We start from the raw sequence: 15,442 nt of genomic DNA, 5'->3' as shown, positions 1-15,442 counted from the left end.
CACGGAGCAACCCTACTGTCACCACGCGACCGAGGAATACTTCCCGTGGCAGGGGGGACACTGGATCCGAAGTCCAGCAGAGGGCTTTCGTCTCGAGAGTAGAGCGAGGCGTGCCTCTGCCTGGGCTTTTCCTGCTGGCGGAGGCCGCCCTGCGACCCATATGAGGAGCAGCGATGGCTGTGCAGGAATACGTCCTCGAGGAGATGTCAGCGGAAGATCTCCTGGCCGAGATGGCCAGGGAAGGCACACCCGACAACCACAGGGAACGGCTGCGCGAGCGCATCGTGGAGATGCACCGGCCGCTGGCCATGGAGATCGCGAGGCGCTACCGCTACCGGGGCGAACCCCTGGAGGACCTCCTCCAGGCCGCGTACGTCGGCCTGATGAAGGCCGTCAACGGCTTCGACCCGACTCTCGGCCACGCCTTCAGGGGCTACGCGGTCGTCACGATGACCGGTGAGGTCAAGCGGCACTTCCGCGACCGCACCTGGGCCATCCGGGTGCCGCGCCTCTACCAGGAGCGCCGGTCCGAGCTCAACAGGCTCGTCGCGGACCTCAGCCAGGACCTCGGCCGGTCGCCGACCGTGGCCGAGCTCGCGGCGAAGATGAACATCTCGGAGGAAGACGTCCTGCTCACCCTCGACGCCTCGGCCGCGTACAGCACGCTGTCGCTCGACGCGCCGCTCGGCACCGACGACGACGCGGCCTCGCTCGGCGACGTCATCCCCGAGGACGACGACACACTGAGCACCATGGTCGACCGCGAGGCCGTCAAACCGCTCATCGACGCGCTTCCCAGCCGCGAGAAGCACATCCTGCTGCTGCGCTTCTTCGGCAACATGACGCAGGCCGAGATCGCCGCCGAGTTCGGCATCTCGCAGATGCACGTGTCACGGATTCTTCGTAAGGTACTCGACCAGCTCCGCAGTGAGCTGCTGGTCGGTCAGTGAGAAAAATCGGTCAGTGAGAGAAAGGCGAGTCGCCGGGTGAACGAGGACGTAGAGCCTCAGTCGGGCTACACGAGCCCGCCACCCGGCGTGCCCGTGAAGGAGCTGCGCTTCCGCCTGCCGGATCTGCCGGAGGTGCGGCAGTTCGCCGAGGACGAGGCCCGCGCCACCGGCATGCCGGAGGAGGCCGTCGGCGACTTCGTCATCGCGGTCAACGAGGTGGCGACCAACGCGGTCACGCACGGGGCCGGCCGGGGGGCCCTGCGGACCTGGACGGTGGACGGGGACCTGGTGGTCGAGGTGCACGACGAGGGCGCCTGGAAGCCGGGTCCCCTGCCGGGGGCGGTGGGGGGCATGGGGTTGTGGGTGGCGCGGCTGCTCTCCTCCGATTTCACGTTGCGGGTGGGGAGCGGGGGGAGCACAGTGATCATGCGGTTCCCCGGCAAGAGCTGAGCTGTTCGCTCTGGGCTTTTGGTGGATGTTTGGTCCGTTCTGGTGCTTGGGATGGCCGGCTCCAGGTGTTGCGTGCTTACCGGGGGACGGTGGTGCGCGTATCGGGGCGTTTCCGAGGCGTATCTGGGGCTTATCGCGGCCTGCTGCGGCGGATCGGCGGATCGGTGGATTGGCGGATCGGGCGGGAGGCCTGGCGGCCTCCCGCCCGATCGTCGTTCTCGTTCTACCCGTCGTTCCCGCTCCACCTGTGGGGCTGCCGCCTCTGGGCTTGCCTCTCCTAGCGGCGGGACCGTCCGCGCCAGTTGCTGTAGCCGGAGCGGATGCCCGCCGTACCGACCCCCGCCTGGTGCAGGGCCAGCAGGGTCAGCCCGAGCAGCACGAACGTCATGCCGGAGAACCCGCCGGGGATCTTCACGTTCACCAGGTCGAGCAGGAAACCCAGCCCGAAGATGATCGCAGCGACGATTGCGAGCATCTAGATCACCTCCTCGTTTCCTGGGACGAACCGTGCGTGGACAGCGCGAGCAGCCGCTCCAGGACGTTCCGGTAGTCGCGGAACGCCTGCCGCAGGTCCTCGGTGTCGGGGGAGTCCACGTCCTTCCAGCGTTCGCGCAGGGCGTCGGTACGGGAGGTCAGGGAGTTGGTGAGCGACTCCACCACCTCGCCCACCAGGCCGTCGGCGTGCTGGATCGCCTCGGCGGGGTCGTCGACGAAGGACGCCTGCAGGTCGCGCCAGCGGGCCTGCACCTGGGCCGGATCCTGGTCGAACAGGCCGACCTCCAGAGGGGCCGCATGAGAGGGGACGTCGTCGGCGGGACCCTTTTCACCAGACCGCCCACCATCCGTCAGCCCGCCATCCGTCAGCCCGCCATCCGTCAGCCTGCCATCCGTCAGCCTGCCATCCGTCGGCCGGTGATCCGTTGGCCCACCTTCCGTTGGCACGCCTTCCGTCGGCTCGTTGTGAGCCAGCCCGTCGTCGGCCGGTCCGCCATCGGCCAGTCCATCGTGGGGGTCTTCGTCGGCGGTCCGTCCGCCGTAGGGCTGTTCGCCGGTTGCCCATCCGCCGTGAGACTGGTCGTCGGTGGACCGTCCGCTGTGCACCAGTTTGTCTTCGGGGTGTTCGCCGGGGTGGGGTGTGGTTCCGGGCAGCGTGTCCCGGGAGGTCTCGTATCCGGGCGCCTCGTCGGCGGGGATGCCGGTGTGGGCCGGATCGGGGTCGCGGTCCCGGTCGGCACCGCGTCCCAAGGGGTTGTCGCGTTCCGGGTCGGCCGGCAGGTCGCCGGCGGGGCCGGTGCTCGCGTAGGGGTCCTTGTAGGGCGGCTCGTCGTCGTCCTCACCGGGCGCCGTGGAAGCGTACCCGTGGGTCGCCGGGGCGTGGGCGATCTCGTCACGCCGCCCGAACGCACCACGGCCCGCACCCTCGCCCAGGCCCTCACTACGGCCCCCGCCTTCGCCGTGGGCCAGGCCCTCGCCATGGACCGAGCCCTCGCTTTGGGGCGCGGCCTCGCTTTGGGTCGCGCCTTCGTCATGGCGCGTGCCCTCGTAATCGCCCGTGCCAGCTGTGCCGGCCGTGTCACCTGCGCCAGCCGTGCTGCCCGTGCGGTCTTCCGGGCCGAACCGGCCGTCATCGTGCCGGACCTGTCCGGAACCCGCCTCCTCACGCACTCTCGGGTCGCGCGCCCTCGGATCCCGGTCCTCGTACCCGCCACCGGTCTCGTCGACGAGATCCTTGTCCTCGTCCCCGCGCGTCTCGTCCGACCGCTGCGATGGGACCTTGAGCTCGTCCTCGCTTCTGCTGTTGCGCATCTACGTTCACCGCCCTCGCGTGGTCTCGTGCAGCAGTTCCTCGAACAACGCGCGGTAGTGCACCATGGCCTGCCGGAGCTCCTCGGTCGAGGCTTCCTTCCTGGCCGCCCGCCCGCTGATCTCGTGGGCCTTCCTGTAGTGGTCGAGAGTGGCCGCGTGCCCGACCGACAGATCGGACAGTCGCTGCTCGAAGTCGTCCGTGGGGTAACCCCGTTCCGCCATGACGGAGGTGACGAGCTGGTCCGCCTCGGTCACCGCGAACCCGGGCGCGTCGACGAAACGCTCCTGGACCTCGGTCCACCGGTTGGCGTAGGTGTCGCGCGTCTCCTCCGGCAACGGCCGGATGTCGAGCTCGGAATGGCGCTGCTCGCGGGCGATGAGATCCCGCTCGGCCTCGCGCCGGTTGTCACTCTCGGCCACCGCACGTTCGTACTCAGGGCCGAAACGTTCGCGGAGACGGCTGCGGCGTTGCTGCTGTAGCACGACAAAGCCCACTGCGGCGAGCGCCACCACCGCGACCACGACGACGGCCACCCAGATGAAGGTGGTCATTGATGTTCGCCTCCGGTCTCTGTAACGAGACCTGCGACTGCCCACGATCAGGGTTGTCGAAACTCGCGTACTCAGTGAGCTGCAAGCCCTTTCCTGGCGGCCTCCAGCACCGTCGCGACGTGTGAGCCCGCAGGTGGCGCCGGGACCTCACTGAACCCCTCGGCCGCGTCGTACCGTACGTCGAGCCCCGCGTCCACGAGCCGCTGAGCCCACCGCAGAGCCGTGTTCAACCGTTCGGCCGCCGGCGGCTTCCCCTGCGCCGCCGCCGACAGGTTGCGCAGGTTGGTCGCCGGCCCCGACTGCGCGTGCTCACGCGCCAGCTTCCACGGTACGGCCACGCTGTGGTCCAGCATCGGCTTGGCCAGCCCCGCGGCCCGCTTGGCCTGAAGCACTCCCGACTCCGAAACCCCGAAATGACCGGCCAGCTCCTGCACACTCATCCCGTCGGCCACCAGCCGCGCCAGCTCCGCCCGATCAACGCTCGGCCTCCGCCCCACCACGCCCTCCGCTCCCGCTTTCCGTGTACGCGCCTACCTCCGATGTGCGCTAAGGTTATGACGTCCCGCCCCGCAGGGGGCGGCCGACACAACCGGGACGTAGCGCAGCTTGGTAGCGCACTTGACTGGGGGTCAAGGGGTCGCAGGTTCAAATCCTGTCGTCCCGACGGTTGCGAAAGGCCGATCGACTTGGGCATAAGCCCAGGTCAATCGGCCTTTTCTCGTGTCGCGATCTTGAGAGCGATTTTCTAGGCAACTCGCAGCTGGGGACCACTTGGGGACCACGTCGCCGCCATGTGCGCGCTGAGCGCATTCCCGGCCTCGGCGATGGCGCTGAGGTCTGGATGAAGGTAGCGCTGTGTAGTCGTCAGAGAGCCGTGGCCGGCGATCTTGCGAAGGACATGGACGGGGACCCCGGCGTCGGCCATCCACGTCAGTCCGGTGTGGCGAAGATCGTGACGGCGAAGATGTTCGTAGCCGAGCTGGGTGACGACCTCGTCCCAATGCGTGGCGTCGCGGAGGACCGCGGTGCTGATGCGACCGCCCCGTGGCCCGGTGAACAGCCGAGCCTCAGGATCATCAGTGTCGACGGCTGCGAGCCGGTTGGAGACCAGGCCCCGGATCTCGGCGATGATCGGCACCTTGCGGGCTCGTTTGCCCTTGGTCCCCTTGTCGGCCAGCCCGCCCGGACTCGGTGTGGTCTGCCGGCGCGCCGTCCACGTCCAGGTTCTGGTGTCGATGTCGCCGACCCGGACACCGGAGACCTCGCCGATCGCGCCGCCCATGACAGCCTTGGACGGTGGACCTGGCGGCGCAGCACGGTGACCTCGTGCCGCAGGAGAGGACCTCCATGTTCTTGGACGCGTCGCTACGGGCCAGCAGCGTCAGCCAACCCACGATGCGGCAGAAGATCGTGTAGAAGAGACGGAGCGTCACGAGCCTCGAGCATGCCTGACCCAGGCCACTGCTCCGACCAGGAAGCCGAGACAAACCAGCAGCTCACGACTGTGACTGGAGTATTGACACCCTTCAGGTACGTAGAGGCGACGGTGAGGCTGCTGTCGGCGCGCCTACCCAAACTCGGGCAGGCCCTTCGCGAGGCCACGCGGGATGGCCTGCACTACCTGGTGCTGGACGGCACACTGATCCACACCGACTGAATCAAGGTCGACCGGCCCTACTTCTCCGGCAAACACCACGTAGCTCGGCAAAGCCCACGACCTGAGCGCAGCCCGCATCTGGGGCATCCAGCGCGCCTTGCAGCAGGCCGGGATCATCACCCTGGCCGACAAGGCCTACCAAGGAGCCGAGGGCCCGGCGATCACCCCGCACAAGGGCCGGAACAAGCCCGAGTCGCAGAAGCAGGCCAACCGCTCCCACGCCGGGCTCCGCGGACCGGGGGGAACATGCGAATGCCCAGCTGAAGAGCTGGAAGATCCTCCGCGAGCTACGCTGCAGTCCCAGCAAGGCCAGCCACCTCTGCAAGGCCATCGTCGTTCTTGAGAACCACCGCCTTGCCCAAGCCGCCGGAGGATGAAATGAGGTCAATCAAGAAGAGCGGAGGAAGCCAATGTCGGTGAGTTCGAGTCGCGCCACCTCTGGCTGCTGTATGAGCCACGCCAGCACCTCCGGCGTCGATTCTGCGATGAACCCGTATGCCTTCGACTCCCGGGCGCGCAATTGGAGTTCGTCATAATTGAGGCCGATTCGCTCCAGCGGTTGCGCATCCTCGCGTCTGAGAGATTGCACCCATGCTTGAAACTGGGCGGCTAACCCCTGCGTACAAGGTCCGGATGGGAGCCTGTATTCGCAGTTGTTGACATCCCAAGCAATCGGCTTCTGTCCAGGTGCGCCCGGAGAGAGGAGAACGGCTTCAACATCGAGGGGCTGCGGTATGGGCGGGGTGGTTGGAAGACTCTTTTCGAGGAGTGGATGCTTCAGCTTTACCACTGCCTGCAGTAGCACGCCAGTACGGCTCAGCCTGGACAGTGTGTGCTTGAGATCAGCTCGACTTGGGAGAGTCTCATCCCTGCCACCGGCAAACCATTGCAGTGCTCCGCTGAGCCGTCCGCCGGCTATCGAAGGTGTTCCCAAGAGCCCGCCTTGCCGCAAGCGGATGGCATCATGTTGCGGGTAACTCTCATTGCGCCGCAGGTGTCGCGAGTCGAGCACGACTTCGATGATGCCATCTTCTCCGACGTCTTCAGATATGGTGCGGCCATCCTGTGCTAGCTGGTCGAATGTGACACGGATGTCGGGGTTTGCTGCGCTGAGCGCGTTCAGTAGAACGTATCGGATTCGCTCGTTCCCGATACTGTTGTCCCACTCCTGTCGTTGCGCCAAAGAACGCCAACCCAACCATGCTGCGCAAGTTCCAACAACCAACACCGAAATCGATATCAGCAGGCAGCGGTTCAAGTCGACCTCCCTTTTATTTCAGGTCAAACCAGGTAAGGCAGGCCGCAATGGCCCAGCAGAACTCCGTTGCAGTCATTCCGCTGGACCATTGCTTGTTCTAGGTTTCCGGAGATCTAGATCTTATATGCCGGCCTTACGGTCGAGGTAGTACATACATCTTCGACCGTCACCCACTCAGGATAGCTATAGTAGCATTTGCTTCCCGCGGGGTCGCAGTCGATTACATGCATCCGGAACGTTCGGCGAAGCCGAATTCCCATGGATTGTCGCATGGTTGGATACTGGTAATGAACATTCTTCGTAACCTTGTTCACCGTCTGGGTGAAGTTGTAGTCGATGTCCATAGAGCTGCCGAGGACCTGGCTGTAGGTCAGAATTCGACACTTCTCATAGCCCTCGGCCGCCCAGCACTGTCCACCCAGCGCTGCATCCTCGCTGTAGTCGTCGAAGATCGCCTTTCGTTCCAGTCGCCGCGTCGGGTTGAAATCGCCGCAGTCTTTATCCGCTGTTCCGGTGAGAATCTTGGCCCATTCTCCCCCGACGTTGAACTCCCCGGTGAGCTTGCCGTCGGGCGCTCCGAAGGTGCCGCCGACCGTTAAATGCGCCTCATAGGTAGAGCTTTCCTTCTCCCACCTGAAGCATGACTTGCTCGATGCCTTGACGACGGCACCGGGACCGTTGTTCTTGCCGCCCGGCGTCTTGTCCAAAAGAAGGACTTTGGCGAACTTGGAGGATTTTGCCCAGTTGATTGTCCCGTTCGTGTTGTAGGCGACTCCGTATGTCTTGTTGGCGGAGGTGAGGAAGACCTGGTTATGTAGAGAGTCCAGTTTCCACTGCATTTTAGGGCCGAGGCTCCCCCTTTTCTCGGTGGGCCTCCAGATCGCGGTTGTTCTGGTCGTCCAGTACCAGCCTTTGGCACCCGGTAGAAGGTTTTTGACTTCACACTGCAATTTGGTCTTTACTACGACGCCGTCCCCGTTCTCAGGGACCACGTCGTTTTCCCAGATGCGGTACGTGTCTCCCGGCGACGCGAAGGTGAGGTCGGACTTTCCGCCTGGATGAGTTATCACACATCCACGGCTATTTGAGCCGACTTGTCCTGCGTCGCACGGGCTGTCGTCAAGAAGCTGGGCCCTCGTCGTCGCTGCGTCCGCGGCACTATTCGCTGCGCTCGCGCAGCCGCCGTCGTTGCCCACTGGGTCGATCTGATCGCTCTGGTCCTGGTAGGAGTCCAGTGGGACATCAATGGTTTTGACACCGCAGTAGGGACCGAGCACGAAGATCGTGATGGTGGGAGGGATACCCTCGACCGTGCCGCCTGCGGCTGTCGCTTTTGTGCGGCCGACTCGGGCTGTTGGCATTGCCGTACTTGAAGATGTGGTGCTGACGGTCCATGTGCGATCCACCTTGGCGGTGACGTACACCGACCCATCGCGGCCCGGATAGACCACCGCGTTGTCCAAGGTGACGGTAGAACCGCTGCGACTCTCTCCGTTCTGGGCCATCACCTCTCGTTGCGAGAGGAGCGCCGCGTTCAGCAGAGAGAGGCTGGCAGTGCTGGGCGAAGTCGGCTCCACACCGGGCGCGTCCCAGATCGTGGCAGCACGCCCTTCCAGGACCGCATCTTGGGCCTGGATGAAGTGCTTGACTCTGTCAAGGTACTCCTGCGTGGCGGACTCGCCGACCGTGGCCCGTGTGGCGCCTCGCGGAGCTGCTGCTCGGCCATCGAGTGGTGGAATACAGGACCCACTCGCACCAGTGGTGTTGGGCGGGGGGAGTGCCTTTGTGGAGAAGCTCGTGGCTTCCCAGTTGCCAGCGCCGATAGCGGTCTTAGCACGAACCCGCACCGTGTACGTGATCCCATTGGCCAAGCCTGTGATGGCTACCCAGGGGTCCTTTACCTCGAGTGTCTTGATCGAGCTTCCTCCACCGTCGAGCACCTCCACGTCGTACCCGTCGAGCAGTACCAAACCGCCGGTGGCTTCTGGGATACCCCAGCTGGCGATGGCGCCTGCGTCCCCACCCTGCGCGTTCAGATTGAGCACTTTGCTTGGTGGGCCAGGCATTAGATACGTGAGGGCCAGCGATATCTGCTCAGCCGCAGCCGCACTGCCGAGATCGATCATCTCCTCGCGGGTGGAGGTGATCAGGTACCACATTGTGGCACTGCCGGATATGTCTCCCTTCGGTGCTTCGATAGGGAAATCGTAGACCTGTTCTGGATCGACGTCGGCGGCCAAGTCCGATCCCTTGGTCGTTCCAGTCACCGGGTTCTTCAGCGCGGCAATCTTCACAACTGTCTCGGGAACGCATGTCCCGCCTGAGCAAGCGGGTGTTCCGAGATTGAGTAGCGCTTCAGTGAAGACCGCCCCGTCGGGGACCTCATCCAGTCGGAGACCGATCACGCTGGCTACCTTGTCGGCGCCTGTGCCACCGACCTGCAAGGTGGTGGCGTCGGTCAGCAGACAGGGTGCCCCGTCGCACGCGGTGGGGTCGGTTTTTGCGGTCTTGATGACGAAGTTGTCCTTGCCCAGCATCAGATGCCGGACGTCCTCCGCCGGAGGCTCCGGGGCTGTGCCGGGCGTGGTGAAGGAGACGGGGGTGGTCTTGGACGTGCAGACTTCCTCGATACCTGATCCCTCTGACGTGGTTACGGCCGTGGCAGAGGTTGCCGTTGAACCAGGCGCGGCAGCTAGGGCAGTAGCGCCGCTGAGGGGCGTGTTCATATCGGTGGTGATTTCGGCGGCGGTTTGGGCGCGGTTGTAGACGCGCAGTTCGTCGATCGCGCCGCTGAAGTACTCGCCCCAGTTGGTGTTGGCGCCGATCTGCAGGGCGCCGCCGGAATCTTCGAGGGTTCCGACCGGCTTCTGCGCGACCTGTTGCCCGTTGACGTACAGGCGGGCGGTGGTGCCGTCGTGGGTGACCGCCAGGTGGGACCAGGTGCCGGTCGGCAGCGCCGCCGTGCCGTCGACCTGCTGGTGGACGCCGCCGGAACGCAGCCAACTGCTGGGGGTCAGGCCGTTGGAGGCGTACAGGCCGTAGCCGACGCCGGAGGTGTAGTCCTTGAAGGCGACGCTGCGCCAACCGCTCAGGCTGGTCGGGTTGATCCACGCGGACATGGTCATGCCCTGCGGCAGCACAAGGTTGGCGCTGTTCGGGATGGAGACCTTGCTGGACGTGCCGTTGAAGGACAGCGCCTGGCCGAACTTGCCGGCGGTCCAGGTGGCGTTCTGGACGGTGCCGGCGTTATTCCTGCCCGAGATGTCGCCGACGCTCGTCCCGGTGCCTTCGTTCATGCCGTAGGCCGCCACGAGCCCTTGTGGAAGCGGCGTGGGCGTTGGCGTCGGTGTGGGTGTCGGTGTCGGTGTGGGCGTGGTCATGCCACCCTGACCGACGGCGCAGGCCACCATCTGCCATTTGTAAATGGTGCCGGGCTGGACCGTATTGGCGGGAATCTGGAACGAGGCGCGTTCGCCGCCGTTGGCGTTCCGAATTCCAAGCGGAGCCGAGCCGACCGGGGTTCCGGCGTTGTCGTACAGGTAGTACTTGGCGGTTACTGGGCCGCCGGAGGGGCGGTTGACCATGCCGGAGAGGATCGGCTGGGTGGGGTCGGCCATGCCGGTCTCGGTGTCGGTGGGCAGCGTCGCCGCGTCGGAGGTGATGCGGTAGGCCGGGCTCTCGTTGCACGACGGCGGCGTCACCCCGGTCCGGCACGCCTTGACCACGAACTTGAAGCTGGCCGGATTGTCCAGCGAGAAGATCCTCTCGGGGGTCTGACCGGCGGGCACGCCGTTGTTCGTCGTCGTGCCCGGAGCGGTGACCATCGTGCGCAGGTCGGCCGGCGACAGGACCCTCTGGTAGGCGTGGACGTCGTCGATCGCGCCGGTGAAGGGGGTGTGGTCACCGGCGATCTGCCCCTTGCCGAACTGGAAGGCGCCGCGGGCGTTCCAGTTCGCGGTGTGATCGCGTTCGTCGGCCAGCTCGCCGTCGACGAACAGGCGGATCTTGTGAGCGGTCTGGTCGTACTGGACGGCCACATGGCTCCATCGGCCGACCCGGGCGATGTTCTTGGAGACCGCCCACTGTTCGTAGATCCGATCGGGGATGTCCTGGGTGACCATGGTGAGGACCCACCGCTGATCGACCTCGGGAACCGTCGAGCGGGCGTAGGCCAGGGTGAAGGCGGGCTGGTTGACGCCCTGCTGGGAGAAGACCACCTGGTCGGCGGCGCTGTCCTCCAGCTTGACCCAGGCCGTCACCGTGTAGCTCTGATCGGTGTTGAGCACCGGCCCGGCGGTGGCGCCGGTTCCGCCGGACAGCTTGAGAGCCTGGCCCACCTGCCCGGGGACGCGGCTGTAGTTGCCGGTCAGGGTGGCGTTCAGGTTGTGGCCGGAGGCGTCGGCCGCGGCGGCTCCGGAAGCCTCGTCCAGCTTCCAGTAGGCGGCCTCGCCGGTGGGAAGCTGCGCGGGGGGCGGGGCCATGGTGGAGTCGTTGACGCTGACGGTGTAGTCGAGCGGGGTGGCCTCGGGCACGCTGGACTTGTAGGTGACCTTCACCGCCGTGGAGCGGGCGATGGCGTCATTGCCGCTCAAAGAGTCGATGGACTCGGCGGCCACAGTCGGGATCTCCGGCGGCAGCACCCAGTCCACGCTCAGCCTGGGCACGTTCTGGTTGTAGGCCTGAGGCCAGAAGTCGAAGTTCTCGCTGACGTTGGAGGCGGGGGTGGTCTCGGTGCCCAGTTGCAGCATCAGCCCGTGGTTGGGGGTGCCGCCGGCCCAGGCCTGAGCCATCGCGGTCATGTCCCAGCTCCACACCGCCCCGGCGGTCTGCGGCTGGATGCACGGATTGATCGAGGAGCGTCCGTCGGGGGTGGTGGCGGGCTGCCTGCTCCAGAACGTGTCGTCGGCCACCCAGGCTTCGGTGATCCGGTGCGCGAAGATCGACTGGTAGTTGACCAGGCAGGAGCTGGCGTTGGCCCGCAGGGTCAGCTGCATGGTGGCCTTGAGCACGTTCCGGTTGGCGATCGACGTGGTGTCGAAGGCCATCAACGCCCGCAGCGTCTCCGACCTGTCGGCGCAGGTCTGGTTGGGCCACGTCCCGGTGCAGTACCGGTAGTTCTGGCGGCCGACCCTGCCCGGCGCGATCTGCGAGTTCGGGGACATGATCCCCACCTCTTGGGTGACGCCCAGAGTGGTGGTGGGATCAACGGTCACCGGGTACCGGGTGGCCGGGTCGGCCAGCCAGGCCGGGTCCGGCTTCAGCACCAGGACGGTCCGGCCGTCCTTGGTCTCCACGCTCGTCCTGACCTTGGCCTCGCGGCCCGGCTGGTCGTCGGCGGTGTCGGCCGCGGCGGCGTCCCACATCCGGGGAGCCGGAGCCGACAGGGCGGTCTTGCCCTTGCTGTTCTTCAGCGCCAGCCCGCCCCCCTTCGACATCGAGAGCGTCAAGCCGTCGGTCTCCACCGGCAGCCGGAACTCCACAGGCTTCGCGGGCCGCTCGCGCAGGACGACGTCGTGCCGGAACCCGGTGGGCAGGGCCGTGGCCACGAGATCGGCGCCGGGCCCGGCGGCGTCGGCGTACCGGGCCTTGTCGCCGGTGATCTGCGGGCGTGGCAGCGGCGCGCCCCAGGACAGGGCGACCCGCTGTTTCCCGTCACGCGCCAGTGAGGCGAACGGGCCGTCGCCCCCCAGGGAGAAGCTCACGTCAGCCTTGGCCAGCTTCGGCTTCAGCACGCCGTCCCGCTCCACCAGGCTCGTGTCGATCCGGCCCCAGCCGCCATCGGCCTGTTTGAGCTGCACCGGCCCGTCGTAGGCATGGGTGGTCAGGTGCCCGTCGGGATAGGCCCACACGCGGGCGGACTCGGTGAAGGCCGCCTCCACCGGCACCGGCTGCCCGGACGTGCGCGCCTGGGCCACCGCCGCCCGCAGCGGCGCGTCGGGATCCTCCGGCTTGGGGAAGGTCGTCATCGACGGAGGAGCGGGGGTCGCGGTCGGAGCAGGTTCAGGATCAGCCGACGCTACCGTAGTTCCTGCCACCAGTAGCGATGCTGCCATCGTCAGCATCGTGGCAACGGCGAGGCGCTTGGGCGGTTTCCCGCTCAGCCTCGCCGAGCTGACTAACTTGTTCACTAACACTCGCAATCCGTTGAGTGTGGAATGGCAAACAAGCTTTACCTTCAGTCAAGATCAATTAGCAATATGAGATAGATCACCATAAATAGGATATAAATTGCTGTAACGTCCTGGAGCTCCAGGGCGATCAGCAGCTTTATCGGTCTGTCCCGACCAAGTGATCCCTTTGGGCTATCGTGCACGTGGCTCAAGAAACGCGATGCAGGACTCTGCGCCTGCCGAAATTCCATCCATGCAGTTCAAGCCGCTTATGAGTACTCGTGGAGGACGCCGCCGAGCCGGTCTCGTCCGCGTACGTTCAGGTCGATGATTCGCTCTGGGGCCGTGATCGGATCGGGAACGGTGCGCAGCGGGGCTGCTTGGTTCAGCGCTTGATGTGCTGGTGCTGGTTCTAGAAGTGTTCGTACTCGCCCAGGGCGTGCCGCAGGTGGTGTTCGTTCCAAACGAGGCAGCGGTCGAAAAGCTCGTTGCGACACGACTGCACCCACCGCTCCATGATGAAGTTCATCCGCAGCATCCGGATCTCGGTGAGCACCGTCTTGATGCCGGCCTCGGCGAGAATCTCGTCCATGAGGGCTGGGAACTTCCCATCCCGATCGCGGAGCAGAAGGCGCGCCCGGCAGTCCGCATCGTGCAGGTCCATCACGAGATTCCTGATTGCCTGGATGGCCCAGCTCGCGCTCGGGCGCGCGGTGGTGCCGAGCACACGGACCCGCCTGGCGGCGTACTCGATCACCGCCCGGATGTACTGGCGCTGCCCGTTGAGGGTGATGGTTTCGATGAGATCGGCGGCCGGCAGGGCGTCGGCTTGCGAGGCAGGAAGTCGGCCCATGTGGTGGAGGCCCGCCCGGGCGCCGGATCGAGAGCTTCCTGCTTGAGGATCTCCCACACCGTGGACGGCGCGACCTTGATGCCGAGCGTGGTGAGTTCACCATGCACCCGCAGATAGCCCCAGCTCGGGTTCTCCCGAACCAGACGCAGGATAAGAACGCGGATGGAGTGGACCGTGGGCGGGCGCCCACGTCTCTTCGGCCGGCAGGTACGGGTATGACGCCGTCTCGTCAGATCGCGGTGCCAGCGCAGCACAGTATCCGGTTGGATGAGCAGCCGCAGCCGACTCTGGACCTCCCGGGGCAGCGAGGTCAGGAGCGCGGCCAGGAAGGCTCGGTCCTCGGGTGCGAATCTCACCTGGGTGTCGGCGCTGAGGTGGCGTTCAAGGACGGTGATCTGGTGACGTAGGGCGAGGATCTCCACATCCTTGTCTCGATCGCCCATGGGCAGCAACCGCAGCGCGGCGAAAGCGTTCGTGACGGTCAGGTAGGCCAGGCGAAGGAGCACAGCCGATCATCCTGCCGTACGCGCTTCCGTCTCCTGAGAGACCGGAGCTCGCGTACTTCACACAAAGCCCTCGCAGGGCCACGACCTGGATGGATATAATTATCGGCAGGCGCACACTACTGTACCGCTGCCACGCTTGGTATGGCCATTGCGGTTGCTCCCTGACACGCTGAAGTTCGTCCCCTATTGCACTGGCTGAGCCAGGGGAGTCAGCTTGTCGAGACGCATTCCGCTGTGGGCCCTTGCCAGCATCCTTGCGGGCGTAGCATTGCTTCTGCTCGCCGTCGTACTGTATTTGCCTCATCTGATCTATCCGCCGTTGCCGCCCGGCGAACTGCACGCGGTTCCAAGTGTCGAAGCACGGATCCAGTTGCAACAAGCGCAGGCTGGGCTCCAGAGCACTCTGCGTGGGCAACTGCTGCAGGCTTTCGGCGCCCTGTTCGTGATGGCCGGTGTCATCGCCGCGTGGCAGCAGGTGCGCGTGGCGAGGGAAGGGCATCTCACCGATCGTTTCAGTCGCGCGATCGAACACCTCGGCAGTGACACCGTGGACATCCGTTTGGGCGGGTTGCATGCGCTGGAGCGCATCGCCAAGAACTCCTATGCCGACCGCCCCACAGTGGCTACGATCCTGGGGGCCTATGTCCGAGGACACGCTGCCTGGCCCGTGGGCGCGCCGAACGGGCCGCTCCATCCAGACGAAATCGATGATGCCCTTCCATGGCTGTCGAGCCGTGCTCCAGACGTGCAGATTGCCATGCACATTCTCGCCCGTCTGCCTGACCATGCTGACGGCGGCGACAGATACCTGTCCCGAGTCGATCTGCGACGCATCCAACTGAGCGGAAACCTGGACCATACCAGTTTGCGTCATGCGACTTTGAATCGTGCATGGCTCAGGCGAATCTCACTTCGCGGCGCCGATCTGACAGACGCCGATCTCCGGCAAGCGAATCTCGAAAGAGCGAATTTGGCTGAGGCTCGGCTTGCGGGGGCACACCTACAGGGGGCTCGGATGCGTGAAGCTGTCCTACGCGGAGCGGACTTGCGCGGGGCTGACCTGAGCAAGGCTGATCTGCGTGACGTCGACCTCAGTGACACCCGTCTTGCAGGGGCGAAACTCGACGACATTGTCGCCAACGCGGGCACCCGGCTGCCAGCACCTGAACCCGACGAGGGGCCGGAGTAGTCGGATGTGGAGTTGCCCCGGCTCGGTAGACACGTCAAGGCTTTCGGCTACGCGGCAGCATAGCCGTCTTCCTGAATGCTCTTGATTACGTGTCGACGTTCATATTCGGCG

The 15,442-nt window shown here is 65.5% G+C and carries 12 protein-coding genes, 1 tRNA gene and 1 pseudogene; 5 read left to right on the top strand and 9 right to left on the bottom strand.

The window, feature by feature from the left end:
* The first annotated feature begins 173 nt into the window (after window positions 1-173).
* The gene (locus IEZ27_RS43210; protein WP_189652556.1) at window positions 174-950 is read left to right on the top strand and encodes a SigB/SigF/SigG family RNA polymerase sigma factor; all 777 of its coding nucleotides are present in this window, start codon (window positions 174-176) and stop codon (window positions 948-950) included.
* A gap of 36 nt (window positions 951-986) precedes the next feature.
* Entirely contained in the window at window positions 987-1,400 is a 414-nt protein-coding gene (locus IEZ27_RS43205) for an ATP-binding protein (protein WP_125630159.1), read from the top strand.
* A gap of 277 nt (window positions 1,401-1,677) precedes the next feature.
* Here the strand turns inward: IEZ27_RS43205 and IEZ27_RS43200 are convergent, their stop codons facing one another.
* From IEZ27_RS43200 to IEZ27_RS43185, 4 genes are all read right to left on the bottom strand, one after another.
* On the bottom strand, window positions 1,678-1,875 hold the full coding sequence (locus IEZ27_RS43200; protein ID WP_125630157.1) for a hypothetical protein: 198 nt from the start codon (window positions 1,873-1,875) through the stop codon (window positions 1,678-1,680).
* Between the two features lie 5 nt (window positions 1,876-1,880).
* Entirely contained in the window at window positions 1,881-3,206 is a 1,326-nt protein-coding gene (locus IEZ27_RS43195) for a hypothetical protein (RefSeq protein ID WP_189652555.1), read from the bottom strand.
* A 6-nt stretch (window positions 3,207-3,212) separates the two neighbouring features.
* A complete protein-coding gene (locus IEZ27_RS43190; RefSeq protein ID WP_189652554.1) occupies window positions 3,213-3,758 on the bottom strand; it encodes a hypothetical protein in 546 nt (181 codons plus the stop codon).
* Window positions 3,759-3,829: 71 nt separating this feature from the next.
* Entirely contained in the window at window positions 3,830-4,258 is a 429-nt protein-coding gene (locus IEZ27_RS43185) for a helix-turn-helix domain-containing protein (protein WP_229824854.1), read from the bottom strand.
* A 90-nt stretch (window positions 4,259-4,348) separates the two neighbouring features.
* On the opposite strand from IEZ27_RS43185, the gene IEZ27_RS43180 reads away from it, so the two are divergent.
* Window positions 4,349-4,422: transfer RNA gene (locus IEZ27_RS43180), tRNA-Pro, on the top strand.
* Between the two features lie 81 nt (window positions 4,423-4,503).
* On the opposite strand, the gene IEZ27_RS43175 is transcribed toward IEZ27_RS43180, so the two are convergent.
* On the bottom strand, window positions 4,504-5,040 hold the full coding sequence (locus IEZ27_RS43175; protein WP_229824853.1) for a tyrosine-type recombinase/integrase: 537 nt from the start codon (window positions 5,038-5,040) through the stop codon (window positions 4,504-4,506).
* Window positions 5,041-5,340: 300 nt separating this feature from the next.
* Between IEZ27_RS43175 and IEZ27_RS54480 the strand changes: the two are divergent.
* Window positions 5,341-5,792: pseudogene (locus IEZ27_RS54480) on the top strand (transposase family protein); the annotation flags it as partial.
* An 11-nt stretch (window positions 5,793-5,803) separates the two neighbouring features.
* On the opposite strand, the gene IEZ27_RS43165 reads toward IEZ27_RS54480, so the two are convergent.
* The 4 genes from IEZ27_RS43165 to IEZ27_RS54470 all read right to left on the bottom strand — a co-directional run bounded on the left by IEZ27_RS43165 (window position 5,804) and on the right by IEZ27_RS54470 (window position 14,142).
* A complete protein-coding gene (locus tag IEZ27_RS43165; RefSeq protein ID WP_189652553.1) occupies window positions 5,804-6,673 on the bottom strand; it encodes a hypothetical protein in 870 nt (289 codons plus the stop codon).
* 113 nt (window positions 6,674-6,786) lie between these two features.
* A complete protein-coding gene (locus tag IEZ27_RS43160) occupies window positions 6,787-12,639 on the bottom strand; it encodes a LamG-like jellyroll fold domain-containing protein (RefSeq protein ID WP_189652552.1) in 5,853 nt (1,950 codons plus the stop codon).
* A 556-nt stretch (window positions 12,640-13,195) separates the two neighbouring features.
* The gene (locus tag IEZ27_RS54475) at window positions 13,196-13,540 is read right to left on the bottom strand and encodes a hypothetical protein (protein ID WP_229824852.1); all 345 of its coding nucleotides are present in this window, start codon (window positions 13,538-13,540) and stop codon (window positions 13,196-13,198) included.
* A complete protein-coding gene (locus IEZ27_RS54470) occupies window positions 13,537-14,142 on the bottom strand; it encodes a hypothetical protein (protein ID WP_229824851.1) in 606 nt (201 codons plus the stop codon). The genes IEZ27_RS54475 and IEZ27_RS54470 overlap by 4 nt, the downstream gene beginning before the upstream one ends.
* Before the next feature lie 214 nt (window positions 14,143-14,356).
* On the opposite strand from IEZ27_RS54470, the gene IEZ27_RS43150 reads away from it, so the two are divergent.
* A complete protein-coding gene (locus IEZ27_RS43150; RefSeq protein ID WP_189652551.1) occupies window positions 14,357-15,331 on the top strand; it encodes a pentapeptide repeat-containing protein in 975 nt (324 codons plus the stop codon).
* Window positions 15,332-15,442 lie beyond the last annotated feature (111 nt).

The organism is Nonomuraea spiralis (genome assembly GCF_014648435.1).
Taxonomy (GTDB): Bacteria; Actinomycetota; Actinomycetes; order Streptosporangiales; family Streptosporangiaceae; genus Nonomuraea; species Nonomuraea spiralis.
The sequence above is the reverse complement of the archived record's forward strand: the minus strand, read 5'-3'. Positions and strand labels throughout refer to the sequence as shown.